Origin of the sequence: Paraflavitalea speifideaquila (assembly GCF_032395985.1) — a bacterium.
Taxonomy (GTDB): domain Bacteria; phylum Bacteroidota; class Bacteroidia; order Chitinophagales; family Chitinophagaceae; genus Paraflavitalea; species Paraflavitalea speifideaquila.
The window spans coordinates 7,190,815-7,215,223 of the sequence record NZ_CP135920.1; the positions used below are offsets into that span (position 1 = coordinate 7,190,815).

Consider the following 24,409-nt stretch of genomic DNA (forward strand, 5'->3'; position numbering starts at 1 on the left):
ACCGCGTTAGTGAATAGCCGATGCTACAATAATTGCAATGGCCAGCATAAAGAAACCTGCCACAATGGCCAGGGCAGTATTTTGTTTTTCCACGATCTCCTTCCAGAGGTTGTGTTTGGGAGTCAACTTCTCCACAACCACAAAAGAGATTACCAGCACAGCGATCCCCAAAAAGGAATAGATCACGGAATTTAGAATAGGATTTGCCTGCATAAAATATTGTTTGATTATTTATGATAGCCGGGGCCACTTGAGCTCCAGGTTTGTGGTGCATTGGAATAAAACAGTTTCCAGCCAGTCAGATTGGCGTAGGTCATCCAGCCTGCCAGTATAATTACCAGCAGGTAAAACCAGCCCATCTTTTTTATATTGGGATTATTGAATAGCATTAGGAAGAAGTATGATAAGGTGAAAAATTGCTGTTGGACCAACGTGCGCCTTCCCGGTTACGGATATAAGCATATACCAACAATCCGGGTATCAGTACCAGCACCAGAAATATCCATAGGTTGCTCCACATGGGTATATCATATTTGGCTTCGATGGTATAATAAGGCATAGCAGTACCTGCCTGTTTGGAGGCAATGATCTCAAGAACATAGTTGCCTCCAGGTATTTGGGTAAGCAGGCCATCATTGAGGTGCCACCTTCCGACCAGGATTCACCATCCTCATATCCACTATAGTGTTCAAAACCCACTACCAGCGGATATTCTTTTCCATTATCGGCATTTACCAATGTTATATTGGTCTCCAGCCAATTGTTGACCAATGGCGCATCCACCTTTACCAACAGGTTGCCACTCCCTTTTTCCAATCTGAATTTCGGTGTTACCACCGATTCCGTACTGGTAGAATCCAGCATGTACAGGGTATTTGAATAAATTACCTCCTCCCGATTGAAAAGGGTAGTAATGCCAAACAACACGAGCATTAACAAGACAGCACCCAGCATGGATCTTTTGAGCCATTGCAGGTTGACAACTCCTTTCACTGGTTGCACAGCACCAACCCCTACCCGGTAAGGCAATGAAATGTCACGGCCAAAGGCGCTGTATATTTCATAAGAACTGATATGCTCGCCATGATACCATACAAATCCTTCTTTGTTTAATTCCCTGGCCCACATTTCAGGAGGGAAATAAATTCCCGGCAATGAGGGCTCGCATCATTGAATACGTCGCCGGGAAACTCACCACGTGCATCTTTAATGGAATAGTGATATTCGTTATACAAGAGGAATGGCTCTCCTTCAAACAGTAGTTCCTGTTTATTGCTGTATGGCATGACAGGAGCTTTGTTCTTTCCAGCAGAAATATCCAGTGCCCATTATATTCCGACAGGAAAGCATATCCTTTCATGGGACTGAATAGGGTATATTCCCGCCATGGCCATCCGTGTGCATCTTCTTTCTCTGCATATCCTACCACTTCATATTCAGTGCCCTTCAGCACCCCTTTGGAATATAAAGGAATAGCAGGCGTTTTATCCAATTTCAGCTTTTGGCGATACTTCACCCGCCCTTCATGGTAAGAGAGCGCCGCCCCACAATGCTTACAAACGAAGGACTGCGCCAACGGGAATGACTTTAATTCATTAGATTTATTACATTGGTTGCAGGGAAGGGTTTTAGTAATATTCCCCACTTTCAATGAGCGCAATTGCTGAAAGTTGAATGCATCAAAATCCTCGTAATGTATCCGGAAATAGAGATATGAATTGTTTTCCAGGTCCATAATTTCTACCCGGTCGCCCTCGAGGCTGGCCGCTTCCACAGTTCCAAATACACCATTCCAATCAAACACCCATACCTCCCCTTCCACTTCAATACGAAGGCAGGTATTTTTCCTTTCCAGTATATAATTTTGACCAGATGCCGATTCAACGACGCCATTTCCCATTGCCAACCGGTACACTTTGCTATAGGTCAACTTTACGTCAGATGGCACCTTTTCATAAATAGCAAACTGCCCATAACTTTCTACGAGCGCCAGCAGGCGACCATCCTCAAAGTAGATATTCCAGTTATTAACAACGCTTTCCTCAAAATAACACCGCACCCTGCCTATGACGGTAAACTTTTTATTATTCCATACACCTGTTGTGCCAATCCGTATCGGAGAAAGTGTATCCTGCACACTAACCATTTCTCCCTTTTCCTTCAATACGCCATCATCCCACCGTTGCAGCCTGCTGCCACATTGGTGACATACTATACAATTGGTATCCCGCGAATGAAATGTAATGACCGTTGAACAGGAAGGACAGCTATGAAGGGTTGTCTGCATGAATAGATACGGTTATCTTTTAATTGTTGACAGGAGATAATGCCAGCCTCAAAAAAGCCACCAACTCATCAAACAATTGCCGCGCTGTATCATCATTGTAACGCTGGTAGTTAGAAAGATAAATATCCAGGTTAACACGTTCATATTCAGGCCATGTATGAAGTGAAATATGGGATTCGCTCAAACAGATGACTGCCGTAAAACCGCCGGGCTCAAAATCGTGGTACACTTCCCCTAATTTGCTAAGGCTGTATTTTTCTATCTGGCTATTCAATAGTTGCCGTACGACAGCAGATTTTTCAAGCAAGTGCTGGCGAGAGGAGGATATTTCTGCAATAATGTGCAGGCCCGGTTGATAGTTCATAATGCGTTAGTTCCTGGAAATGATAAAACTATTGAGAAAAATGGTCGCAGCAAAATGGAAAGGCCGTTTTTATGAGCACCAAAGGATGGTGCTCATAAAAACGGCCTGTTATGTCTTAAAATTGAGTCAGGTAAACGTTACTTCGCTAGGCGGCAATTTTGGCGGTATTTACAATCACAGAAGGGTCTTGCTTCAGTAAGAGGCTCATGGCCTTAAAAAGTTCAGGCAGTTCATGACGCATGCGGATAGGGTTTTCAAAGAAAACCTCCACGCTCACTGCCCAAAACTCGTGGTAATTAACACCAGCATATTCGCCCAGCATATTCCTTGCCCCCTGCTGCATAGATTCAAAAATAGGACGGGCAACCTTGGAGAAATTTTTAAATTCCTTCTTAAAATGCTTGTCTTCTTCCGTTTGCGTAATGAAATTAACCCAGGCCAGTGCATGCCCCATTTCGTGTAAGCCTACATTACAATTGGGCGATTCGCCTTTGATCCCTTTCAGGAAATTATCCCACGATAAATAAATACCACTGAGATCAACATGGCCCATGAAAGGACGGGAATAAAAACCATAATGATAATCGTCCTTTATTACATAGATATCCCTGAAATAATTCAATTGGTACTTGTCCAATCCGAAAGTAAGTTGAACAGAAGCAGCACTAATAAGAATAGGCATTTCGGCACTTTCGCTCACCTCTATATAATGGAACTTTTTTGACCTATGGAACAGGTAAGTACGAAACAGGAATTTGTGTTGATCTTCCAGGCTTAACCGATTATAATAACGAATATAAGGGGAAATGATGGAGTGATAAAAAGTTTCTTGTGCCAGGAAAGTCTTGTACTGACGTTTAACTAACAGGCGGTTGATCCACTCACTCACCGGATTATGGAGTATGAGGATGCTTGAAACCACCAGGAAAATGATCAAAATTTCCATAAGGGTCCATTTTTTTCTTTTTGTGAATAGGTACGCGAGCCACGGATGGTTTCACAAAGTTTGGATTAGAAAAACGGTCTTTCGGGAGATGGAAGTTACAAGATCAATTGGGGTTCAATTCGTAAGCGGGTATCTCAACCCGGGAACAAAATAAAAACAATAGTTGATAAATGAAAGCCCCTGCGCCATTTTTTGTGGACTTATTATAACATGCTGATGTTAAGCATCTTCTACCGGACTAAGCAATATTCCAGTTGTTAATAGGTCCTGATTTAGCAATAAACACATAGCAGCATATAATTCAGGCAATTGTATTTTAAATGAAGTTGGGCGCTCAAAAAATTCTCTACACATACAGCCCAGAACTCTTCGTAACGGGAAGCAGCATACCGGCCCAGGAATCCTCCCTCCTCATCAGATTGCATTTTTTAAATACTTTACGGCCAATTAAAGAGAAGTTAAAAAACCGGTCGTGGAAACCATCATCCCGCCCTTCATTCACGTTGAAGTTCACATAAGCCAGCGCATGTGCCATCTCGTGAAGTCCCACATTATCACCGTCCTGGTAATTATCAAACCCTTTCAGGAAATTACTCCAGGATAAATAAATACCGTCATGTGTTACGTGTCCTTGAAAAGGAACACTGTTAAAACCGTAATGATAGTCATGGTGCATTACAAAGATCTTTTCAAAATGATCCATCAGGTAATGCTCCAGTCCAAAACTGAGTTGGACGGCCGTGGCGCTGATGAGTAAAGGCATCCGCTCTTCGGGCTCTATTTCAACATATTCAAATTGCTTGGTAGTCATAAATACCACAGTACGCCGCAAAAACCGCTGTTGTTGGTCAGGGGGTAAATTGCGGTAATAAGGCAGGTATTGCATCAAAAGGGCATGGTAATCGGGCTGCCGGTCGTCATAAACAGCCAGGGCTTTCCGGGAATAAAAAGCAGGCGTAAGCGGCGGACAATGCGGGGTAAAACCAGTCCAACCAGCAACACTACTAAAAGGATGGCAAAAATCCAGTTGCCCAACTGGTGGGTTATTCGCTCTTGTTCCGAAATCCGAACCTGTGCCCCCTTATGAATGCTATCAATAAAAGCCCTGGTAGTACTATCCAATGGACGATACATGGTATCCCTTCCGGGGAGAATAAACATATTGGTGGAATCCTGGGGCATGGCTGTCGAAAATAATCATTTCCGGCCACCCCGGTCAGCAGCGGAAGGATGCCTGTTTTCTGTTACCTTTGCCGCTCACTGATCAAAAGTGACCATTTTGAATTTGAATATTGAATATTAACTGTTTATCATTCCGTAGCTGAAAAAAACAGCTTCAGTAACAGGTCTCGGTAAACAACGTTTTGCTTCCATATTCATTGTAAACAGATAAACATAAAATAAACAATAGGCATGTACAGAACGCATACCTGTGGCGAACTACGGTTAGCACAGGCCGGCCAGGAAATAACACTCGCCGGTTGGATACAGACGGTTAGGAAATTCGGCAGCATCACTTTTGCTGATCTGCGTGACCGGTACGGCATTACTCAACTGCTATTCGGAGAAGAACTGAATCCCCAATTGGATCAACAGCCATTGGGCCGTGAATTCGTCATCCAGGTAAAGGGCCTTGTGGCAGAACGCAGTAATAAAAACCCCAACCTGCCCACGGGGATATCGAGATCAAAGTTAATTCATTTACGATCCTTAATAAATCAGTTACCCCACCATTTACCATCCAGGATGATACAGATGGTGGTGATGACCTGCGCATGAAATTCCGGTACCTCGATTTGCGGCGCAATGCCGTTAAAAAGAACCTGGAACTGCGCTATTCAGTAAATCGGGCCGCCAGGAACTACCTCCATGAGCAACAGTTCATGGATGTGGAAACACCCTTCCTTATTAAAAGTACGCCGGAAGGAGCACGTGACTTCGTAGTGCCTTCCCGGATGAACCCAGGTCAGTTCTATGCCCTGCCCCAGTCGCCACAAACCTTCAAACAATTGTTGATGGTAAGCGGCTATGACCGCTACTACCAGGTAGTAAAATGTTTCCGGGATGAGGACCTCCGTGCCGACCGTCAGCCCGAGTTTACACAGATTGACTGTGAAATGAGCTTTGTAGAGCAGGAAGATATCCTGAACATGTTTGAAGGCATGATCAAACACATCTTCAAAGCAGTAAAGGGTATTGATTATACTGATAAGGTACAACGCATGACCTGGGAAGAGGCGATGTGGCAATATGGTAATGACAAACCCGATATCCGTTTTGGTATGTCCTTGCTGAACATTAAATCGGCCTTCTCTAAAGAGTATGCGGCATTGGCAAAAAAGAGCTGATTGCCGGTACCGAGTTCAAAGTGTTCAATGATGCAGAGACGGTGGTAGCCATTGCGGTTCCCGGCTGCGCTGAATATACCCGCAAGCAAACCGATGAGTTGACCGATTGGGTAAAACGACCACAGATCGGTATGCAAGGATTGGCATTTATCAAGTGTAATGCAGATGGCACTTACAAAAGCAGTGTAGATAAGTTCTTTACAGAAGATAAATTGAAAGCAATTGCTGATGCAGCCGGCGCCAAAGCGGGCGACCTGGTACTGATCCTGGCCGGCCTGGAAGAAAGGACCCGTAAAGCCATTAGTGAGTTGCGCCTGAAATGGGCGAAAGACTGGGACTTCGTAAGAAAGATGAGTTCAGGTTACTGTGGGTATTGGACTTCCCGCTGTTTGAATACAGTGAAGAAGACAATCGCTGGGTTGCTCGTCACCACCCTTTTACTGCTCCTAAGCCCGATCAGATCCAAACAATGATCAATAATAATCCGCTCATTGAAAATGCTGCTGAATACCTGAAGCATCCCTATGCCAATATCAAGGCCAATGCTTACGATATGGTATTGAATGGCAATGAAATCGGAGGAGGCTCTATCCGTATCTACCAACGCGACCTGCAAGAGAAAATGTTTGCGGCACTGGGTATGAGTAAGGAAGAGGCCCTGCATAAATTTGGGTTCTTGCTGGGTGCTTTTGAGTATGGTGCCCCCATGGTGGTCTTGCCTTTGGATTTGACCGGCTGTGCGCTATCCTGGGTGGCAGTGAAAGCATTCGTGACTTTATTGCATTCCCAAAAAACAACAGTGGCAGGGATGTAATGCTGGATGCACCTGCAACGATCGACAATAAACAATTGGATGAATTACAGATCAAATTGAATCCCAAAGCCTGATGAGGAACCAGGCAGTCTGCAAAGATTGATACGGGATTAAGAAAAAGATAAGAATCAAGAACTTCAAAATACAAGGTACAAGTTGCAGCTACTGTAGCTTGTACCTTTTGTTTTACAATAAGAAAATGAGGTGTAAATAGTATCTATACTTTAGTCGATTAGTTTGTTACGCATTCCATACATAATAAGGCCTGCAATGGTTTTGGCCCCTACTTTGGATTTCATATTCTGCCGGATCGTCTCTACCGTGCGAGGACTTAAAAAGATCTCTTTGGAGATTTCTTCCGTGGTCTTATCCTCCGCCAATAGCTTCAGTATGCGTACTTCTTTTTCCGAAAACTTGACGGGGTTGGGATAAAACTGGCGTACCTGCTTTTTGGTTTGTAACTTGGAAAGCACCGCTTTGTTAACCAGGTCATTGAAATAGAAATCATCGTTCATGCAGGTAAGGATGGCCTGGTAGATCTCATCGGGATCGGAGGTCTTGGTGAGATAGGCGTTGGCTCCCATTTCCATCATCTTGGTAATCATTTCCTGGTCGTCATACATCGTGAGCACGATGATCTTCACATCACTGTATTCTTTCCGCAGGATCCCGATGGCATTTACCCCATCTACTTCGGGCATGCGGATATCCATCAGTAATACATCGGGTTTTTTGAGTTGCATCTTATGCATTAGGTCTTTTCCATCCTCGGCTTCCCAAAGGATCCTCAAATAATCCTTTCCTTTTAGGGCCATCTTAATACCATCACGGAAGATTTTATGGTCATCCGCGAGTGAAACTTTAATTACCAGTTCAGCACTCATAGTTGTAGGCGGGTTTGGCTTATTAACGGGTTATTAGGCTACATAATATCCAAGTTTTGGTACGGCACTATCATTGCCAGGGGTAATCCATTCCCAACGCACGAAACATTCCTGTAAAAGCAATTTCGGGTAAAAATCCTACCCGATCTGCACAACAATAGTTAGTTGATTATTATCAATCGGGTTTTTCTAACCGGGATATTGAATTTCTACGTCCGACCGTGTAAATACTGAACGAATAAAAATGAGCAAAAGTGCTCTTGACCCCTATAATGTATCCGGTTATTTTTGTTTTGAAGTTGATTGATGAGCGGATAGGCAACCTCTCACATCCAATGTCCAGAGTTACCGTCCAGAAATAATTTCCATTAATCTTATGAAAACCAACGTCAAATCCAATATCAGTCAACTTCTTCCTTCTCTTGTTTGTTGATCCTGCCTTTATCGTATTTGTCGAACCTACCTGGCGTGTTGTCCAATACTAAAACCGGTATTTTTCTGTAAACGGCTACCCGGAGGTCGGGAAGCAAAAAACAGCACAATATTTGCTGCATATTACTGATCTGGCAGTCCCGTTTTTAAAATCCAGCCAATAACCAGGGCTCGCATTTATCCACATTTCAGCCTCAATTATTAATAACCCGCCTAGATTTAGTAAGTCTACCCACCCATTATGCGCCTTATACGTTAGTATAAATACTAAGTCGGTTCAGCGTTTTTACTCGTTTTTACCTCGTATAGTTACCACTTAAATCCTCGCAAATCCACTACCCTATTGAATTGCAGGCAATTTAATCCATTTTGACCATGAATACCACCCGTTGTCTACCTTTTTTTTTTTTGGAGGTTTTTGGTGCTCCAAACTACTATTCTAAACCTCTAAAAACTTACTACTATGATCCCAAATGAACTCATTACCAAGCGCCCTACGGCTGCTATTGGTGAGGAAATTGGCCTGGAACTGGGCACTGAACTGATCAACAATTACCGTGAAGCAAACCCTACCGACACCTCCAACTATATTGTAGGTAGAAACATCATTGAAAAGATCCTGGCTCAACCAGGTTGTGAAGGCATCCATTTTTACAACGCTATCAACGAAGCAGGCAAAAACCCTGGTTTACGTTGGTATTGACAAGGATGGCAATAACATCTTCGAATACAGCGTAGTAAATAGCGATGGTAAAATTACGAATGAGGCCGGTGTTGTAGGCGACAGGTCTGATGCAGACGAAGGTTCCTTCTGGAAATGGCTGTTTGGCTGGTAAAAACTCTTTTTCCCTGATTACTTGACTATTAAGCAAATGCCTTTTATATTTGAGAAACATTAAAAGGCTTTGCTGATCCAAAGATTAAGTATAATATCGGGCATCATACCCATAATTTTCTTTCTCATCTTCCTCAAACGGAATAAGGAAAGTAAATTATGGGTAATTTTTATTTATGTAACGCTGTCCTACCTTACTGATAATCTACTAAGTGAATTACCCAAGCCTTCACCTGTAAAATTCTATGTGTTTAGTTTTTTTACAGTCATGGAATATACATTCTTCTCCCTGTTCCTGTACCTCAGTATGAAATCTAAACTCATCAAACAGATCATTGTATGGGCTGCCCCATTATTTATTACATTGGTATTGTATTCCCTCTTCAATAAGAACCAATCGAACAATTTTGACGCCATACCTGCTTCCATCGAATCCATCCTCATCATTATCTTTTGTGTATGCTTCTTTTTTGAGCAGATCAGGGATATGGAAGTTTCCTTCGTTTATTCGTCCAAAACTTTCTGGATCATTGTTGCCATACTTATTTATATGGCGGCTACCTTCTTTCTATTTGTCTCCACCCAATATTTTACCCAGGAAGAAAGAAAAGCCTACTGGTTCATAAATTATATATCCAATATCATAAAAAATCTGTTGCTTGCAACTGCTTTCATTATACCCAATTATAAACCAAAATCATTTGTTGACCGCCCTTATGACGATGAGCTATTTGAGAGGCCGGCCATCTAACCCCTAAAACCAACCCTGCCCCTACAGTCACCACCCATGTTCTTTCTCCAAATCAATAACCCCGACAGCCCCGTTTCACTGGTACTCTTCTTTGGTACAGTGGGTATGTTGGCCCTTACCATCGGGCTTATTGTATTTATTATATTTCACCAGCGAAAGGTTATCCGCTACCAGATGCGCCTGCAACGCCTGGAACAGGAACAGCAAAAATGTTGCTGAATGCCTCTATTCGCCTTCAGGAAGAAGAACGCCAGCGCATTGCTGCCGACTTGCACGATGATGCGGGCCTTACTGGCTACCGCCCGGCTTTACCTGAACGAAAACCTGGTCAACCTCGACAAGACCACCCAGCTGCAAAGCATTTACAATGCCAAACAAATCATTGACGATACGATACAACTGATCCGTAATATCTCCCACAGCCTGATGCCACCCACCCTTAAAAACTTTGGGCTTGAATCGGCTGTTAATGACCTCTTTCAAAAGATCAGCGGTTCGGGTAGCATGAACGCCAGCTGTCGCTTTCACGACTACCGCGAACGCCTCCATCCCGATCAGGAGTTGATCATTTTCCGCGTTATACAAGAACTTGTAAATAATATCCTCAAGCACAGCAATGCCAGCTTTATTCATCTCACCCAAAACCTGGGTGGTGGTAAGCTTTACATCCGTTTGCATCATGACGGCCGGGGATCACTCAAAACGATTTTGAGAAACTCAATAAAAGTAATGTTGGTCTGGGATTGAAAAATATACAAAGCCGGTTGAAATTATTGCAAGGCCGCATATTCTTTGAAAAAGACATGTCTCAAACTTATTATAAAGTCACTATTGAGATCCCTAAACAGGAAGAAGAACCTGCAGTTGAATAATAAACAGCTTATTATATCCGATAATAATCAAGCGTTGAAGCATTAAAACTAATTACATTTGTGCTTCGTTATCAGTGAGTATTCATGGATTTACAGCAGGTAGATAGTAGTGATAACGGACTATTTTAAGTAAATTGAGCTGCCAATATCATAAAAACAATGGGACCGATTAAAGTTGCTATCGCTGATGACCACAAAATTTTCCGGAAGGGTGTTATCCTGTCTTTACGGCCCTATACCAACATCAAGTTTGTTTTTGAAGCAGAAAACGGCCAAGAATTATTAGACACACTTCCTTCAGCTCCGGAACAACCAGATGTGATCCTGATGGACCTCCGCATGCCGCAGAAAGATGGCATCGAAACCACTAAAGTAGTTGCCAAACAATACCCACAAATACATGTCATAGCACTTACCATGTATGAAGATGAGCGCTTTGTTAGCCATATGATGGAAATAGGCGCCAATGGATACCTGCTTAAAAGTGCTGATCCTGCAGAGATCAAGAAAGCCATCATGGAAGTCATGAGCAAAGGCTACTACCTTAATAACTTCGTTAACAGGATCTTACTTAAGAAATCACATGCGCGTCAAAAAGTAGTACCCACCCTGAACAGTGAGATCACCCTTAGCGACCGTGAAAGGGATGTGATCAAATATATCTGTATGGAGTTTACAGCCCACGAAATTGCTCAAAAACTGGAAGTGAGCCCACGTACCGTTGAAGCCATAAAAGATAGGCTGATGGAACGGTTTGGAGCAAAAAATACCGCCGGGCTGGTTTTCTTTGCGGTAAAGAACAACTTAATTGACTAATTTTATTTACTGCTGCTGACATATATCAACCTACTGATCGTTTAACCCACTGATATATACAGCTTAAAAATCTCAATAACACCACAGTCACTTAACCCCTTCCCAGTTGGATAATCGGGAGTAGAACGGGAGAGAGTTTCTTCTATGGAAAACCGGTTTCCGAACCTATTACCATGGTAAAAACCGGTATTGGCATACCAGAGATACTTTCTTTATTGGCAATCCTATTGCCTATTATCCCTATTTTGATCACTTTTATACGACGTACCTGGCAGCAGGATATAATGATCTTCCTGGGCGCTATTTGTCTGCTTGCCTTTATGCAACACCTCATGGTGTATATTCCTCAACTGGTACCAGTAAACATTACTTTCATCAATGGTATCTTTGGCCTCGGAGAATTCGCCCTATTATTTTACCTCTTTAAACTGACGATCTCTTCATTGTGGATCCGGGAAATGATCCATACCATTTTAGTGTCATTTACATCGGTAGCCATTACTATTTATGCCTTACGCGGTGCAGCCAATTATTCATTCGGGTTGGCAATGACCGCCGCCTTCATACTGTTATTGGCTGCAATTGTTGCCTTACTACAACTCATCAGGGATAAACAATTGTTTATTTTCCAATCGCCTATGTTTTGGATAGCGGGCGGTAATATCTGTTACTTTACGATGTTTATACTTACTGGCTTTGTAGGTTCACAGGATAAGGGAGCCCTGGCATTACAACAGGAAAAATTGATCTTATTGTCTGTGATCAATGATATCCGTTTTGCGTTTTTTATTGTAGCAGCTTGCTGCGCCCAGCCAAAGAAGGAGCCAATGGAAAGGATGTTGTAAATAAGAGTAGTTGCTTTGCTACAGGCCCTTGGCAAAACATACATACGTTAAATGGCTATTTCAGGTATCTCACCTTCAATAATTAACCTGCCCAACGTTTTAGAACGGATCTCCTCTACCGTGACGCCTGGCGCTCTTTCCACCAATTTGAAACCTCCCACAGGCAGTACATCTATGACAGCCAGGTCCGAAACGATGCGCTTCACGCACTGCACACCAGTCAACGGCAAGGTACAGGCTGTTAATACTTTTGACTCGCCTTTAGGGTTCGTATGCATCATAGCCACAATGATATTCTTGGCACTGGCTACCAGGTCCATTGCCCCCCATCCCTTTTACCATTTTGCCGGGTATTTTCCAGTTGGCAATATCCCCTTGCTCCGACACCTCCATAGCTCCCAATACAGTGAGGTCTACCTTACCTGCCCGGATCATCCCGAAACTTTCTGCACTATCAAAAAAACACCTCCTGGCAATATCGTCACAGTTTCTTTACCTGCATTGATAAGATCCGCATCAATTTCTTCTGCCACCGGATAAGGGCCCATGCCCAACATGCCATTTTCCGATTGCAGCATAATAGAAATACCAGCAGGAATATAATTGGCCACCAGGGTAGGAATACCAATACCCAGGTTTACATACATTCCATCACGCAATTCCTGCGCAATACGCTTAGCAATACCGAATTTATCTAATGCCATAATAATTTATGGGTTTCTGATGATTGTATGTTTAATGCAGCCCTGTTTGTTTAGCAAGGGCTTCCCCATCAACCTGTCAACATTCCAACTTATCAACTTAACTCATTTTCACTGTTCTTCTTTCGATCCTTTTCTCATAGGATTTCCCTTCAAAGATGCGGTGTACATAAATGCCTGCTACATGAATATGGTCGGGGTCCAGTTCTCCCGGCGCCACCAGTTCTTCTACTTCTGCAATAGTAATGGTACCGGCTTTGGCCATAGAGGTAGAAAAATTGCGGGTAGTTTTGCGGAATACCAGGTTACCCATATAATCACCTTTCCAGGCTTTCACAATGGCATAATCGGCGTGTAATGCCTCTTCCATCAGGTAATTTTTTCCATTGAAGGCGCGTACCTCTTTGCCAGCGGCGATTTCGGTTCCATATCCGGCTGGGGTAAAAATGCGGGAATACCCATCCCGGCCATTTGTATACGGGTAGCCAGGGTGCCCTGCGGTATCAAGTCAACCTCCAGCTCTCCACTCAACAATTGCCGTTCAAATTCAGCATTCTCTCCTACATAGGAGCTCAACATTTTCCTGATCTGCCGGGTCTTTAGCAGCATGCCAAGGCCAAAATCGTCTACCCCCGCATTATTCGAAATGCAGGTCAGGTCCTTAATCCCTTTACGTACCAGGGCAGCAATACAATTTTCGGGAATACCGCATAGGCCAAACCCTCCTAACATAATAGTGGCGCTATCAGGAATATCATGAATGGCAGCATCAGCGTTAGCAACAACTTTATTCATAAAGTGTATAGTTCTTCGTTTACAGCTCTTTGATGTAAGAGACGGCTCACTAGGTGATCAACAATTTACTCTACCCGTTTTACCGAATCAACAACCTGTGGCGCATCGGGATTGGTGTACACGTCCGCCCTCCGGCGGTTGGCCCGGGCAGCCAACGTATCGAACAAAACCCTATTGATATCGGGACGACTTAGGTAAAATTCAAAGCTGTGTACAAACTCGTCTTTGGTGATCTTATGGATCTGGAACACCCGCTCATACAGCTGTAGGGTTTCAATTTTAATATTCTTTCTGGCAGCTGAATCACGTTCCAGAAATTGAGAGGAGAAACGGTCGGCCTGTATCATATCCCACATCACCTTTTCCATTTGCTCCTGGGGTACTACATCCTTGGGGATCTTGTTCTTATTTGTACAGGCAACAAACAAAATAACGAGACCGAGAGTCCGGAAGACCGAAAGTCCGGTAGCCATATACTTCGAAATACTTCCGGACTTCCGGACTTGCTGTCTTTTCCGACTCATCAATCCCATCATTTTAGCTCCTGTTTATAAGTATTGGCATTTGTAATATCAACTTTCATGAGAATTTCGCGTGCTTTTTGTTTTTCTTCTGGTGATGCTTTCTTGAATATGCGCGTAAATTCCGTGGCCTTCCCTGAAAAAGAAAGGAATGATCATTGTATTGGAGATATCTGTATTCAGGGTATTCAGGATATTCAGGGTATTCAATACCGCATTGCGGCCTTCTGTCTCATTTTCATACATCGCATCCATCCCAAGCCTGTAATAGCTGTAAATAGCGTCATGTACCATTGTATACCGGTTATTGGTTAGGTTTTCCATGAGCCAGTAACGGTTACGCAATCCATCGAAGGCTTTCCAGCCGGCAATATCCCGGTTCTCGGGTGCATTATTTACAATAGCCTGTGCCTTTTGAAAATAAGGATCCCCCCACGAAGAGCAAAAGAATCAAAATCAAGGCCTAATATCAGGTAAACATAATAAGCCAGGGTAGCCGTAAGGTTAGACACCAGCGGATCGGAGCCTGAAACACGGTTCTCATTAAATTCAACCGGTTGGTATTCTACATACTTGAAGGTAAACGCCTCATCCTGGAAATTGATCAGGGGTGTTTCATAATTGGTATTGAATACCGGCCTGGCTGCCTGTACCGTAATAGATGCCTGATACACGTTTCCTGGTTGGGCAGCCCGGATAACGATCAGGAAATGGCAAGCGATCTTTTCATTCGTTTGAAAAGTTTCATTGGTCCATTTACGGTTGTTCAGGAAAGTATTCAGGGAGTTCTGTAAGGTCTGAAATATCTTTTTATCCGTTTGGGAGCTTACCTGGCTGGCATTGATACTAATACGTGCCCGCAGCTCCTGGGAATAGACCGAGGTTTGCAACCCGGAAAATAATAATACCAGTAAAAACAACTTATTGCGCATACAACAGGTTTACAATTCTATCAACGATATCATGAGCCACTTGTTGCTTGGGTTTCCGATCGTAAGGAATTTCATTGCCGCTCCGTTCAAAAATAGTGATCTTATTGGTATCATGGCCAAATCCGGCGCCCTCATCATTCAAGGAATTCAAGACAATCATATCGGCATTTTTACCAGTCAGTTTTTCACGGGCGTATTCCTTTTCATTATTGGTTTCCAAAGCAAATCCGACAAGCAATTGTCCTTTCCGTTTTTCCTGCCCCAGCGACTTCAGAATGTCCCTGGTTTTGGTAAGCTCAACAGTTAGATCACCAGCTGTTTTTTTGATCTTTTCAGGATTGGTAACAGTCGGGGTAAAATCGGCTACTGCTGCCGACATAACAGCTATATCTGCCTGTACAAATTCCCGTATACATGCCTCATACATCTGTTCGGCTGTTTGCACGCGATGTATTTTGACCCCTGCCGCGGTAGAATTTACCGTCGATGGTCCCAATACCAGATGAACAGTAGCGCCTCTCCGGGCCAATTCATCGGCAATGGCCACGCCCATTTTTCCGGAGGAATGATTCCCTATAAAACGAACAGGATCAATAGGTTCATAAGTTGGGCCGGCCGTCACGAGGGCAATTTTACCCGCCAGGTCCTGCTTCAAAAAAAATGCTCTTGTATAAATTGCATAATGGACTCCGGCTCGGCCATCCGGCCATCGCCATACAGGCCACTGGCCAGCTCTCCCCTGCCTACTGGGATCAGCTTATTGCCATAGCCCTCCAATAACTTCAAATTGGCTTGGGTGGCGGGATGATGCCACATATCTTCATCCATCGCCGGAGCTACAATGACTGGACAAGTGGCCGAGAGATAGGTAGCCAGCATCATATTATCGCATAGTCCATGGGCCATTTTAGCGAGTGTATTACAACTTAAAGGAGCCACTACCATCAAATCGGCCCAACGCCCCAATTGCACATGGTTGGCCCAAGATTCATTATTGGCTAGATCTATGACTACGGGATTCTTTGAAAGTGTAGAAAGTGTAAGGGGAGAAACAAAGTCACGGGCTGCCGGCGTCATTACTATTTTTACTTCTGCCCCGGCTTTTACCATTAGCCTGGTAAGTAATATAGATTTATAGGCGGCAATGCTTCCTGTAATAGCGAGCAATATCTTTTGTCCTGGAACATAAGATAAAACTAATTTGAAAATTTGAAAATCAGCTAATTTGAAAATGTTATTGTTCTCGGCACTACATCCATTTTCAAATACTCAAATTACCACATTATCAAATTAATAGTGTTCAAAACAAAAAGCGACGGGTGAACCCCATCGCTTACTATTTTTACCTGTTCAGTCAATTAGCTAAACAGATCATCTTCGTTCTTGCGGTAGTAGATCTTGTCGTCCAGGAATTCCTGGGTAGCCAACAAAGAAGGGTTGGGCATACGCTCATAAGCCCTTGATATTTCAATCTGCTCTTTATTCTCGTGGATCTCCTCCAGGCTATCAGTATGGCTGGCAAATTCTTCCAGCTTATTGTGCAACTCCTCTTTCAGGGAAATATTGATCTGGTTGGCACGTTTGGCAATGATGGCAATGGATTCATACACATTACCGGTTTTGCCTTTGATCACGTTCAGATCTTTGGTTTCCGCTGTGTTAGCGGTATTAGCGCTAATTTGTCTTCTTAACTTGCTCATTATTGAATACTTTACTGATTTCTTTAATATTGTTTCGCGATAAACTGGAATAACGCTCAACTTCTTTTATTAGTTTGCTTTCCGGAAAACGGTCCACAAAATCGTTGCATTCCGTAACTACCTGTTCAAAACGGGCAGGCTTTTTATCTTCAATACTATTGGATGCAAATTGGTAATACGATTTGATAATCCTGAATTTGTATTCATCACTTTTCTGCGAATCAGGAAAATCATTCATCAAGCTCGTATAAGCAATAGCTGCAGCCCGGTATTTGCCCATATTGTAATACAGCTCTGCGCTTAAATGCTCTTTCGCTTCCAGTTTCAAACGGCATTTGTCAATGATATCGGTAGCCTCTTTGATCCTGGTTGAGCCGGGGTGCGTATTAATAAAGGTCTGCATCAACCCAATTGTTTTTTGCGTATTGGTTTGATCCAATGGCGTTTTGGGTGATTGCCGGTAATAGGTATAGGCCCGCATATATTCCATTTCTTCTGCGCGGGGGCTATTGGGGAATACCTCTACAAACTGTTTGAACAGGTTTTCTGCATTCATCCAGTCACGCAAATAATAGCCACAATAGGCAAACTTATAGAAAAGATCTTCAAATTGAGGCTGCCCTTTCAATAGGGGAACAGCTCTTCATAAAGTTGCTTGGCGTAATTGTATTTCTTGGCTACGTAATACTTTTCAGCCATTCGCAGTTTGTAATCATAATCATTACTTTTCTGCACTTTGGCAAACTTAGAACAGGATGCAATCCCTATCGCGAAAAATACAATTAAAAGCGCTGACTTCATAAAGGTGGGCAAAGTTAAGGTATTAGGTGCAATAATAGGAAAGGATTGTATAATGGATCGAAACCGGTCGTTAAGATAAATATAAAACCCCTCCTTTTACAAGGAGGGGTTATTATTTATAATGTTGACAGCAAAAGTATTATCCTCTGCGGCGCAAGTTCGGATGTGGAGCAGGTACGGAGTTCGGACCTTGCTCACCAGTTCCATCACGCAGATCAACAGTAGTGCACTCGCCACCAGCTTCACCATATTTGAAGATGAAACGATCGGAGCTAATGCCTTCTTTTTCAACCAAGTAAGTAATTACTGCATTTACACGATCCCAGCTTAATTGTTGCTCGGATTTGTTAGTAGAGCAATAGCCTACTACAGCAATCTTACAATCAGGATTGTTACGAATTTGTTGAGCTGCGCTGGCCAACAATGCTTTAGCATCATTGCTCAGGGTTACTGATTTGCCTTTGAAGCTTACACTTGGCAGGCTGCCGATGTTACAAGCACTACCTGGTTTCAAGTTCTTCATCGCTTCTCTCAGTTCATCGCAACAAGCAGGAGGAGGGCATTTACCAACGCCATCAGCATCAACAGGCTGGCACTGAGTAGGTGTGATCAGTTCTTTATCTTTGTAATCAGGAACGCCATCACCATCGGTATCGCGGCTTACACCATGAGAGTCAACCGGTGCACCAGCAGGTGTATTAGGCTCATTATCAAACTGATCGGTAACGCCATCGCCATCTGCATCATCCAAAACTGGTCTTGGCAGTCTCATGTGACGGGGCTTGTTGATCTCGTTGTAAGCATAATCCAGGGGATTCATCCACCACAGTGGCTCCACAGATTTGCTGCCACCGATAGCGAAGTTCAAACCAACTGAGAAGAAGTTGTACAAATCCATATCCCTGGTCTGAGCAGTGTTGGGGCGGCCATTTTCTTGCCATTGATTACCATCCAACAAGTCCGTTTTGGGAAGGGTGATCTTGTCTTCAATACCTAGGCTGATGGTTTTGCTGAGTTTGAATTGCATACCGAGACCAAAGTTGAGGTTGGGACGGAAAGGCTCACCAAATAATTTAGCCTGACCATTGTCTTCCTGACCTTCGGTTTCATACTTACCATCCAACAGATTCTTCAGGTCCTTGCGGATATCCTTACGATCCTTGTATTGGAAACCACTAGGACCGTACTTAGAAATAATGCTGGAGAAGTCATAAGCAGCACCGCTGCTGTTCAAGGCATCGACTTTGGTGTCGAAGATCGTTCCTCAATACCGGCAAACGCGTATACGTTGAAGCCGGTTTTGGCCCGATGGAAGCGGATGTTATTCAGTGTGAATACAGCCTGCAAACTCGCATCGTAGATATTAGTTTTGTAATTGTAGAATACCGGCTGCGTAGTATATGCATTCCAGGCCGGATTCTTTTGATAATTGGTTGAAGGTTGGAAATTAAGCCCTTTCGTGTTCAGGTAATTGAAATCACCACGTAAAGAGAATACATAACCCAGTGCTTTACGAACATGTAAACCGGCGCCCCATCCAAACTTGGAGCGAACGTCGCCGATTATGTTACCAAGGCCGCCCTTGATACCAATTTCCCAACGATTCCTGGGTTTAGCAGGAAAGGGATAATTGTTAGCCATAAATTCACTGTGCTGAGGTAATCTTTTTGATGGTATTACAGAGGAATCCTGTACATCGTAGCTGCCGCCTATTTGGGCAAACGAGCCAGACGCGAGCAGGCATAGTAAGCCAAACAGACCTGTGTACTTTTTGCTTGCCATAACTAAAGTTTATGTGAAGGATTAAGAAAACCAATGTCCAAATTAGTCACAAAAATATTAATTGAAAACTAAATACCAAATTTTTTACCCAACAACACCTGTATTATCTTGCTGTCTATCATTCAATAAGACTCCTATATGTATGGCTAATTAACTGTCTTACTTACGAAGTAAAATAGTAATTTGCCGTTCCTTTTGGAATAAATGAAATTATCACAGGCTATACTACGGGATGAATTGACTGAATTTGAGAAACAATTCCGGGAGGCAGTTAAAAGCCAAACGCCTTTGCTGGACCGCATTATGCGGTTTATTGTAAACCGGAAAGGCAAACAGCTAAGACCCATGTTTGTACTGCTTTCGGCCAAATTATGCGGCCCCGTAACCGCATCCTCCTATCGCGCCGCTTCCCTGGTAGAGCTCCTCCATACCGCCACCCTGGTTCATGATGATGTAGTGGATGAATCCCTGGAACGACGGGGCTTTTTCCACCTACGCCCTCTGGAAAACCAAGATTTCGGTACTTGTGGGTGATTATCTCCTCGCCAAGGGGATGCTACTATCCCTTGACCACGACGATTTCAGAATCCTCCAAATCCTTTCAGACGCCATCCGGCGAATGAGTGAAGGAGAACTGCTACAATTGGAAAAATCCCGGACCCTTAACCTCAAAGAAGATGTCTATTTCGAGATCATTACCGGTAAAACGGCCTCTCTCCTCGCTTCTGCCTGCGCTGCAGGTGCCTGGTCGGTAACTCAAAATGAGACCTTGACTGAAAAAATGCGCCTTTTGGCGAAAAAGTGGGGATTGCCTTCCAGATCAAGGACGATTTGTTCGACTATGGCACTGATTCCATCGGGAAACCTACCGGCAATGACATCAAAGAAAAAAGCTCACCCTCCCACTTATATATACCCTTAACAATTCTGATGCCACTACCCGCCGGCGCCTCATTTATATTATCAAAAACCACAATAAGGATGCAGAAAAGGTTCAGGAAGTTATCGATACCGTAAAGCGAATGGGGGTATCGAATACACCGAACAAAAGATGTTTGCTTATCGTGACGAGGCTTTGAGTATATTACAGGAGTTTAAAAACCCGGAAGTGCAACAGGGGCTCGAAGAACTGGTACGGTTTACAACAGACAGAAAGTATTAATTTGAAAATGTGCTTATTAGGCCATTTGTAAATGCCCCAAAGGCATGAAACAAATACCCTTTAATAAGTAATTTCCTTGCAGTCAGAGAGACTCATTTTCAAATTTTCAAATTAACACATTGGCTTTTACCATGCAGAAACGATGGAATATACTGACATCAGATGAAGACAAGATACAGGCCCTGTACGAATCCCTCAAAATACACCCCGCCCTGTGTAAAGTGTTGGTACAGCGTGGCATAAGCGACTACCCCATCGCCAAACAATATTTCCGGCCACAACTTTCCGACCTGCATGATCCCTGGCTCATGAAAGATATGGAATTGGCCGTACGCCGCATCCTGGCCGCTTTTGACAAACAGGAGAAAATACTGGTCTTTGGCGATTATGATGTTGATGGTATTACCTCCGTCTCCTGCATGTTCAGCTTCCTGAAAAAGCACTATAACCCCGAAAAATTAGACTTTTATATTCCACACCGCTACCGGGAAGGCTATGGCATTTCCCAACAGGGAATTGATTTCGCCGCTGAAAACGGTTTTACCCTCATCATCTCCCTCGATTGTGGTATTAAATCGGTTGATCTCATCAGCTATGCCCGGAGCCTGGGAATCGATTTTGTGGTGTGTGATCACCACACCCCCGATGCAGTGCTGCCACAAGCAGTAGCGATCCTCAATCCCAAACAAGCGGACTGTCCTTACCCCTATAAAGAGCTTTGCGGCTGTGGTGTGGGTTTCAAATTGATTGCTGCCCTTACCCAACGCCTCCAATTGCCGGCAGCCGAGGCCGAAGAATACCTCGACCTGGTAGCTACAGCCATTGCGGCTGATATTGTGCCTATGACCGGTGAAAACCGCATACTGGCCTTTTATGGGTTAAAAAGGCCAATGAGATGCCCAATTATGGCATTAGTGCCCTGAAGCAGCTCAGCAAACTGGAATCGGCCCTGTTTATCAATAGCCTCGTGTTTATGATCGCCCCCCGGGTCAATGCCGCCGGACGAATGGACGATGCCCGCAAAGCAGTACAAATGTTCATTGCTGGCAGCCAGGAAGAAGCGCACCAATATGCCGAGATGCTGCATTCGGACAATACCAACCGCAAGGAGGCCGATAAAAATATTACGGACGAAGCCCTGGCCCTCATTGAAGGCAATGCCGAATTCCTGGAGCGTAAATCCACCGTTATTTATCAACCCCACTGGCATAAGGGCGTTGTAGGCATTGTGGCCTCCCGCCTCATTGACCATTATTACCGCCCTACTATAGTACTCACACAATCAGGCGAATATGTAGCTGGTTCGGCGCGTAGCGTGGCCGGGTTTAATGTATATGAAGCCATTCACCAATGCAAAGACCTGCTGCTGGGCTATGGTGGGCATTTTTATGCGGCAGGTATGACCCTCGAACCGGGTAATGTAGATGCTTTCCGCGCCCGCTTTGAAGAAGTAGTAGCTGCCACCATAAATCCCGAACTGCTGATACCCGAGATCATCATTGACGGGGAAATCCATTTCAGGGACCTGAAGCCAGCATTCTATAATATTACCCACCAAATGGAACCCTTTGGCCCCGATAACCTCAAACCCATTTGGGTAACCAAAAATGTAACGAATAGCGGCTATTCCAGGGTGGTCAAGGACAACCATATTAAGTTCTCCCTCCGCCAGGAAAATATCCTGTTCAACGGCATTGGCTTCAATATGGCCCGCAAATTTTACCTGCTCCAGGAACAAAAACCACTGGATATCGTTTTCACCCTCGATGAGAATGTATGGAATGACGAAAAACATCTACAATTAAAAGTGATCGACTTCAGGCTGTCGGAAGCATAAAAACCGGACTACCTAAGAAGCCCGGCCTTTAATATCAATCTGATTCATTATTCACTACTTAGCTTCTTCCACTACTACACTTTCCTTCTTCTCACCTCCCATCAATTCTACACTGCGGTTAATGAAATTAGTGAGGTTACTTCCCTTCAACAGTCCTTGTGATAGCAAGGCAAGATCGGCCAGGTTAAGTACGGTTTTAGATTGCTTTTCAGTATTAACCTCGGCCAGTACGCCCTGGAATATGGGGTGATTACCATTTACTGTGAGGATCACCTCGTCGGGCATATTGGCATAAAAAGCTCCCATTGGTCCTTGCATGGCAGCCATATCTTTCATCCTGCGCATAAATTCTGGGCGGGTAGCCACTACGGGCGGCGCTTCGGTACTTAGCCCTTTCACTTCTACTGTTACATGCAGGTTGGCCGGTTGTATATTGAACAATTCTTTCAGCTTTGCTTCATCGTCTTTACTCAATACCGATTCTGTATTCTCCTGCTTGTCGATCAGGTTTTCGGCAATGTCCGCATCCACCCGGTTGAAATGCACATCATTCCACTTACTTTCCATTTGATTCAGGAAAGCGGCATCTACCATGGTATCCAGCTTCACTACAATATATCCTTTCTCTGCCGCCGTTTTGATGTATGCATCCTGTTGTACTGGGTCGGTCGTGTAGAGGATTACCAGTTTACCATCCTTATTTTTTGCAGGGTTTCTGTAGCCAATCGCAGCTCTTCCAGCGTATAGAATTTCTTATCCCCGGTATTGGAAGAAGCAGCTTCAAATATGTGGAACTTATTGGCCTTTTCCAGGAACTTATCATCCGTCATCATACCATACTTCACAAACAATCCCAGGCTATCCCATTTTTCTTCAAAAGATGTGCGATCCTTGTTAAAGATCTCCTCCAGCTTATCGGCCACCTTCTTGGTAATATGGTTATTGATCTTCTTCACATTGGGATCACCTTGCAGGTAGCTACGGCTCACGTTCAGCGGAATATCCGGTGAGTCGATCACACCATGCAGCAACATCAGGAATTCCGGTACAATGTCTTTTACTTCATCTGTTACAAAAACCTGGTTGCTATACAATTGTATCTTGTCCTTCTGGATCTCATAGCTCTGTTTGATCTTGGGGAAGTAGAGAATACCCGTAAGGTTGAAGGGATAATCCACATTCACATGGATCCAGAACAAAGGAGCTTCATGATAGGGATATAACTCTTTGTAAAAATTTTGGTAGTCTTCCGGTGTTAGATCCGAAGGCTTCCTGGTCCAGGCAGGTTGTGTATTGTTGATCTGCTCGGGCTTTGCACTTTCTTCTTTCTTTTCTTCTCCGGCATTGGGCTCAAAGAAAATAGGTACCGGAAGGAAACGGCAAAAACGGTGCAATACCGCTTCTACCCGGGATGCCTCCAGGAACTCCTTACTTTCTTCGTTGATATGCAATACGATATCCGTACCACGATCGGCCTTTTCCGTGTCTTCAATAGTATACTCCGGACTGCCATCGCATTCCCAACGAACCGCAGTAGCGCCTTCGCGGAAGCTTTTGGTAAATACCTCTACCTTATCACTCACCATGAAAGCAGAATAAAAGCCAAGACCAAACTTTCCGATGATATTGTTCTCGTTCTGCCCCTTGTATTTTTTTACAAACTCTTCAGCACCACTGAAGGCCACCTGGTTAATGTATTTTTCAACCTCCTCAGCCGTCATACCCACCCCTCTGTCAGAAATGGTAATCGTCTTTTTTCGGCATCCAGTTTTACATCGATCCGCAATTCGCCCAACTCACCTTTTGCTTCACCAATGGAAGAAAGAGTTTTGAGTTTCTGCGTGGCATCTACCGCATTGCTGATCAGCTCACGAAGGAAAATATCGTGATCGCTGTACAGGAATTTCTTAATGATGGGGAAAATATTCTCTGTTTGTACCCGTATCGTTCCTTTTTGCATATAAAAAGCAGGTTTTGTTCATAC

Annotated in this window: 32 protein-coding genes and 5 pseudogenes; 14 read left to right on the plus strand and 23 right to left on the minus strand. The window is 43.8% G+C overall.

Annotated features, from left to right (window positions below):
- Positions 1-6: 6 nt before the first annotated feature.
- The 8 genes from RS881_RS49370 to RS881_RS49405 all read right to left on the minus strand — a co-directional run bounded on the left by RS881_RS49370 (position 7) and on the right by RS881_RS49405 (position 4,779).
- Positions 7-186 carry a DUF350 domain-containing protein gene (locus tag RS881_RS49370; protein ID WP_315817556.1) on the minus strand — a complete coding sequence of 60 codons (180 nt, stop codon included), beginning with the start codon at positions 184-186 and terminating at the stop codon, positions 7-9.
- Positions 187-227: 41 nt separating this feature from the next.
- On the minus strand, positions 228-389 hold the full coding sequence (locus tag RS881_RS49375) for a hypothetical protein (protein WP_315817557.1): 162 nt from the start codon (positions 387-389) through the stop codon (positions 228-230).
- 91 nt (positions 390-480) lie between these two features.
- Complete coding sequence (locus RS881_RS49380; protein WP_315817558.1) at positions 481-1,128, minus strand: hypothetical protein; 648 nt, start codon at positions 1,126-1,128, stop codon at positions 481-483.
- A gap of 1 nt (position 1,129) precedes the next feature.
- Positions 1,130-2,287, minus strand: coding sequence for a DUF4178 domain-containing protein (locus tag RS881_RS49385; RefSeq protein ID WP_315817559.1), 1,158 nt, complete (start codon positions 2,285-2,287; stop codon positions 1,130-1,132).
- Between the two features lie 19 nt (positions 2,288-2,306).
- Positions 2,307-2,651, minus strand: coding sequence for an S-adenosylmethionine decarboxylase family protein (locus RS881_RS49390; protein ID WP_315817560.1), 345 nt, complete (start codon positions 2,649-2,651; stop codon positions 2,307-2,309).
- A gap of 145 nt (positions 2,652-2,796) precedes the next feature.
- Positions 2,797-3,597, minus strand: coding sequence for a zinc-dependent peptidase (locus RS881_RS49395; protein ID WP_315817561.1), 801 nt, complete (start codon positions 3,595-3,597; stop codon positions 2,797-2,799).
- Positions 3,598-3,943: 346 nt separating this feature from the next.
- Complete coding sequence (locus tag RS881_RS49400) at positions 3,944-4,483, minus strand: zinc-dependent peptidase (protein WP_315824863.1); 540 nt, start codon at positions 4,481-4,483, stop codon at positions 3,944-3,946.
- Positions 4,483-4,779, minus strand: a complete 297-nt coding sequence (locus RS881_RS49405) for a hypothetical protein (RefSeq protein ID WP_315817562.1) — start codon at positions 4,777-4,779, stop codon at positions 4,483-4,485. The genes RS881_RS49400 and RS881_RS49405 overlap by 1 nt, the downstream gene beginning before the upstream one ends.
- Positions 4,780-5,010: 231 nt before the next feature.
- Here RS881_RS49405 and RS881_RS49410 point away from each other — a divergent pair, with 231 nt between their 5' ends.
- The 4 genes and pseudogenes from RS881_RS49410 (at position 5,011) to RS881_RS49425 (ending at position 6,833) form a co-directional block, all read left to right on the plus strand.
- On the plus strand, positions 5,011-5,376 hold the full coding sequence (locus tag RS881_RS49410) for an OB-fold nucleic acid binding domain-containing protein (RefSeq protein ID WP_315817563.1): 366 nt from the start codon (positions 5,011-5,013) through the stop codon (positions 5,374-5,376).
- Positions 5,373-5,945 (plus strand): amino acid--tRNA ligase-related protein, encoded by a 573-nt coding sequence (locus RS881_RS49415; protein ID WP_315817564.1) that lies wholly within the window; start codon positions 5,373-5,375, stop codon positions 5,943-5,945. The genes RS881_RS49410 and RS881_RS49415 overlap by 4 nt, the downstream gene beginning before the upstream one ends.
- A gap of 20 nt (positions 5,946-5,965) precedes the next feature.
- Complete coding sequence (locus RS881_RS49420; protein WP_315817565.1) at positions 5,966-6,418, plus strand: GAD domain-containing protein; 453 nt, start codon at positions 5,966-5,968, stop codon at positions 6,416-6,418.
- Positions 6,319-6,833, plus strand: a pseudogene (locus RS881_RS49425) (amino acid--tRNA ligase-related protein). The gene RS881_RS49420 and the pseudogene RS881_RS49425 overlap by 100 nt, the downstream one beginning before the upstream one ends.
- Before the next feature lie 150 nt (positions 6,834-6,983).
- Here RS881_RS49425 and RS881_RS49430 read toward each other — a convergent pair.
- Positions 6,984-7,643 (minus strand): response regulator, encoded by a 660-nt coding sequence (locus tag RS881_RS49430; RefSeq protein ID WP_315817566.1) that lies wholly within the window; start codon positions 7,641-7,643, stop codon positions 6,984-6,986.
- Between the two features lie 401 nt (positions 7,644-8,044).
- Positions 8,045-8,173 (minus strand): hypothetical protein, encoded by a 129-nt coding sequence (locus RS881_RS49435; RefSeq protein WP_315817567.1) that lies wholly within the window; start codon positions 8,171-8,173, stop codon positions 8,045-8,047.
- 365 nt (positions 8,174-8,538) lie between these two features.
- On the opposite strand from RS881_RS49435, the gene RS881_RS49440 reads away from it, so the two are divergent.
- The 6 genes from RS881_RS49440 (at position 8,539) to RS881_RS49465 (ending at position 12,194) form a co-directional block, all read left to right on the plus strand.
- Positions 8,539-8,778 (plus strand): hypothetical protein, encoded by a 240-nt coding sequence (locus RS881_RS49440; RefSeq protein ID WP_315817568.1) that lies wholly within the window; start codon positions 8,539-8,541, stop codon positions 8,776-8,778.
- A 202-nt stretch (positions 8,779-8,980) separates the two neighbouring features.
- Positions 8,981-9,661 (plus strand): hypothetical protein, encoded by a 681-nt coding sequence (locus tag RS881_RS49445; RefSeq protein WP_315817569.1) that lies wholly within the window; start codon positions 8,981-8,983, stop codon positions 9,659-9,661.
- A gap of 36 nt (positions 9,662-9,697) precedes the next feature.
- Entirely contained in the window at positions 9,698-9,880 is a 183-nt protein-coding gene (locus RS881_RS49450) for a hypothetical protein (protein WP_315817570.1), read from the plus strand.
- Positions 9,881-10,408, plus strand: a complete 528-nt coding sequence (locus RS881_RS49455) for a sensor histidine kinase (RefSeq protein WP_315817571.1) — start codon at positions 9,881-9,883, stop codon at positions 10,406-10,408. It begins immediately after the preceding gene.
- Between the two features lie 284 nt (positions 10,409-10,692).
- The gene (locus tag RS881_RS49460; protein ID WP_119051708.1) at positions 10,693-11,349 is read left to right on the plus strand and encodes a response regulator transcription factor; all 657 of its coding nucleotides are present in this window, start codon (positions 10,693-10,695) and stop codon (positions 11,347-11,349) included.
- A 173-nt stretch (positions 11,350-11,522) separates the two neighbouring features.
- Entirely contained in the window at positions 11,523-12,194 is a 672-nt protein-coding gene (locus RS881_RS49465) for a hypothetical protein (protein WP_315817572.1), read from the plus strand.
- A 47-nt stretch (positions 12,195-12,241) separates the two neighbouring features.
- Here RS881_RS49465 and RS881_RS61020 read toward each other — a convergent pair.
- From RS881_RS61020 to RS881_RS49540, 10 genes and pseudogenes are all read right to left on the minus strand, one after another.
- A pseudogene (locus tag RS881_RS61020) lies at positions 12,242-12,898 on the minus strand (3-oxoacid CoA-transferase subunit B).
- A 97-nt stretch (positions 12,899-12,995) separates the two neighbouring features.
- Positions 12,996-13,690: pseudogene (locus RS881_RS61025) on the minus strand (CoA transferase subunit A).
- Between the two features lie 65 nt (positions 13,691-13,755).
- Entirely contained in the window at positions 13,756-14,163 is a 408-nt protein-coding gene (locus RS881_RS49495) for a DUF4296 domain-containing protein (RefSeq protein WP_315817577.1), read from the minus strand.
- Positions 14,164-14,262: 99 nt separating this feature from the next.
- Positions 14,263-15,143: pseudogene (porD, locus tag RS881_RS61030) on the minus strand (type IX secretion system protein PorD).
- On the minus strand, positions 15,133-15,798 hold the full coding sequence (locus RS881_RS49515; protein WP_315817579.1) for a phosphopantothenoylcysteine decarboxylase domain-containing protein: 666 nt from the start codon (positions 15,796-15,798) through the stop codon (positions 15,133-15,135). Before RS881_RS49515 ends, porD begins: the two are co-directional and overlap by 11 nt.
- Complete coding sequence (locus RS881_RS49520) at positions 15,795-16,310, minus strand: flavoprotein (RefSeq protein WP_315817580.1); 516 nt, start codon at positions 16,308-16,310, stop codon at positions 15,795-15,797. The genes RS881_RS49515 and RS881_RS49520 overlap by 4 nt, the downstream gene beginning before the upstream one ends.
- 191 nt (positions 16,311-16,501) lie before the next feature.
- Positions 16,502-16,777 carry a DNA-directed RNA polymerase subunit omega gene (locus tag RS881_RS49525; protein WP_315817581.1) on the minus strand — a complete coding sequence of 92 codons (276 nt, stop codon included), beginning with the start codon at positions 16,775-16,777 and terminating at the stop codon, positions 16,502-16,504.
- 40 nt (positions 16,778-16,817) lie between these two features.
- Positions 16,818-17,471, minus strand: coding sequence for an outer membrane protein assembly factor BamD (gene bamD / locus RS881_RS49530; protein WP_315817582.1), 654 nt, complete (start codon positions 17,469-17,471; stop codon positions 16,818-16,820).
- Positions 17,472-17,783: 312 nt separating this feature from the next.
- Positions 17,784-18,878 carry an OmpA family protein gene (locus tag RS881_RS49535; RefSeq protein WP_315817583.1) on the minus strand — a complete coding sequence of 365 codons (1,095 nt, stop codon included), beginning with the start codon at positions 18,876-18,878 and terminating at the stop codon, positions 17,784-17,786.
- Complete coding sequence (locus RS881_RS49540; protein WP_315817584.1) at positions 18,875-19,426, minus strand: hypothetical protein; 552 nt, start codon at positions 19,424-19,426, stop codon at positions 18,875-18,877. Before RS881_RS49540 ends, RS881_RS49535 begins: the two co-directional genes overlap by 4 nt.
- Before the next feature lie 204 nt (positions 19,427-19,630).
- Between RS881_RS49540 and RS881_RS61035 the strand changes: the two genes are divergently transcribed.
- The 4 genes and pseudogenes from RS881_RS61035 (at position 19,631) to RS881_RS49555 (ending at position 22,425) form a co-directional block, all read left to right on the plus strand.
- Positions 19,631-19,960 (plus strand): polyprenyl synthetase family protein, encoded by a 330-nt coding sequence (locus tag RS881_RS61035; RefSeq protein WP_350340035.1) that lies wholly within the window; start codon positions 19,631-19,633, stop codon positions 19,958-19,960.
- A pseudogene (locus tag RS881_RS49545) lies at positions 19,887-20,443 on the plus strand (polyprenyl synthetase family protein). Before RS881_RS61035 ends, RS881_RS49545 begins: the two are co-directional and overlap by 74 nt.
- Before the next feature lie 264 nt (positions 20,444-20,707).
- On the plus strand, positions 20,708-21,511 hold the full coding sequence (locus tag RS881_RS49550) for a single-stranded-DNA-specific exonuclease RecJ (protein WP_315817585.1): 804 nt from the start codon (positions 20,708-20,710) through the stop codon (positions 21,509-21,511).
- Positions 21,484-22,425, plus strand: a complete 942-nt coding sequence (locus RS881_RS49555) for a single-stranded-DNA-specific exonuclease RecJ (protein WP_315817586.1) — start codon at positions 21,484-21,486, stop codon at positions 22,423-22,425. The genes RS881_RS49550 and RS881_RS49555 overlap by 28 nt, the downstream gene beginning before the upstream one ends.
- 54 nt (positions 22,426-22,479) lie before the next feature.
- Here RS881_RS49555 and RS881_RS61040 read toward each other — a convergent pair whose 3' ends face one another.
- The 3 genes from RS881_RS61040 to RS881_RS61050 form a co-directional block, all read right to left on the minus strand.
- Positions 22,480-23,034, minus strand: a complete 555-nt coding sequence (locus RS881_RS61040) for a hypothetical protein (protein ID WP_350340036.1) — start codon at positions 23,032-23,034, stop codon at positions 22,480-22,482.
- Between the two features lie 71 nt (positions 23,035-23,105).
- Positions 23,106-24,146 carry a molecular chaperone HtpG gene (htpG, locus tag RS881_RS61045; RefSeq protein ID WP_350340037.1) on the minus strand — a complete coding sequence of 347 codons (1,041 nt, stop codon included), beginning with the start codon at positions 24,144-24,146 and terminating at the stop codon, positions 23,106-23,108.
- Positions 24,143-24,385, minus strand: coding sequence for a hypothetical protein (locus RS881_RS61050; protein ID WP_350340038.1), 243 nt, complete (start codon positions 24,383-24,385; stop codon positions 24,143-24,145). Before RS881_RS61050 ends, htpG begins: the two co-directional genes overlap by 4 nt.
- Positions 24,386-24,409 lie beyond the last annotated feature (24 nt).

Coding starts and splice junctions, on each gene's coding strand:
- RS881_RS61050 (WP_350340038.1), bottom strand. CDS start 24,385: ATGCAAAAAGGAACGATACGGGTACAAACAGAGAATATTTTCCCCATC.
- RS881_RS49395 (WP_315817561.1), bottom strand. CDS start 3,597: ATGGAAATTTTGATCATTTTCCTGGTGGTTTCAAGCATCCTCATACTC.
- RS881_RS49380 (WP_315817558.1), bottom strand. CDS start 1,128: ATGTGGGCCAGGGAATTAAACAAAGAAGGATTTGTATGGTATCATGGC.
- htpG (WP_350340037.1), bottom strand. CDS start 24,146: ATGACGGCTGAGGAGGTTGAAAAATACATTAACCAGGTGGCCTTCAGT.
- RS881_RS49405 (WP_315817562.1), bottom strand. CDS start 4,779: ATGCCCCAGGATTCCACCAATATGTTTATTCTCCCCGGAAGGGATACC.
- RS881_RS49400 (WP_315824863.1), bottom strand. CDS start 4,483: ATGCAATACCTGCCTTATTACCGCAATTTACCCCCTGACCAACAACAG.
- RS881_RS49450 (WP_315817570.1), top strand. CDS start 9,698: ATGTTCTTTCTCCAAATCAATAACCCCGACAGCCCCGTTTCACTGGTA.
- RS881_RS49390 (WP_315817560.1), bottom strand. CDS start 2,651: ATGAACTATCAACCGGGCCTGCACATTATTGCAGAAATATCCTCCTCT.
- RS881_RS49460 (WP_119051708.1), top strand. CDS start 10,693: ATGGGACCGATTAAAGTTGCTATCGCTGATGACCACAAAATTTTCCGG.
- RS881_RS49555 (WP_315817586.1), top strand. CDS start 21,484: ATGCCCAATTATGGCATTAGTGCCCTGAAGCAGCTCAGCAAACTGGAA.
- RS881_RS61035 (WP_350340035.1), top strand. CDS start 19,631: ATGAAATTATCACAGGCTATACTACGGGATGAATTGACTGAATTTGAG.
- RS881_RS49440 (WP_315817568.1), top strand. CDS start 8,539: ATGATCCCAAATGAACTCATTACCAAGCGCCCTACGGCTGCTATTGGT.
- RS881_RS49375 (WP_315817557.1), bottom strand. CDS start 389: ATGCTATTCAATAATCCCAATATAAAAAAGATGGGCTGGTTTTACCTG.
- RS881_RS49385 (WP_315817559.1), bottom strand. CDS start 2,287: ATGCAGACAACCCTTCATAGCTGTCCTTCCTGTTCAACGGTCATTACA.
- RS881_RS49495 (WP_315817577.1), bottom strand. CDS start 14,163: ATGGCTACCGGACTTTCGGTCTTCCGGACTCTCGGTCTCGTTATTTTG.
- RS881_RS49410 (WP_315817563.1), top strand. CDS start 5,011: ATGTACAGAACGCATACCTGTGGCGAACTACGGTTAGCACAGGCCGGC.
- RS881_RS49415 (WP_315817564.1), top strand. CDS start 5,373: ATGAAATTCCGGTACCTCGATTTGCGGCGCAATGCCGTTAAAAAGAAC.
- RS881_RS49455 (WP_315817571.1), top strand. CDS start 9,881: ATGCCTCTATTCGCCTTCAGGAAGAAGAACGCCAGCGCATTGCTGCCG.
- RS881_RS49430 (WP_315817566.1), bottom strand. CDS start 7,643: ATGAGTGCTGAACTGGTAATTAAAGTTTCACTCGCGGATGACCATAAA.
- RS881_RS49540 (WP_315817584.1), bottom strand. CDS start 19,426: ATGGCAAGCAAAAAGTACACAGGTCTGTTTGGCTTACTATGCCTGCTC.
- RS881_RS49465 (WP_315817572.1), top strand. CDS start 11,523: ATGGTAAAAACCGGTATTGGCATACCAGAGATACTTTCTTTATTGGCA.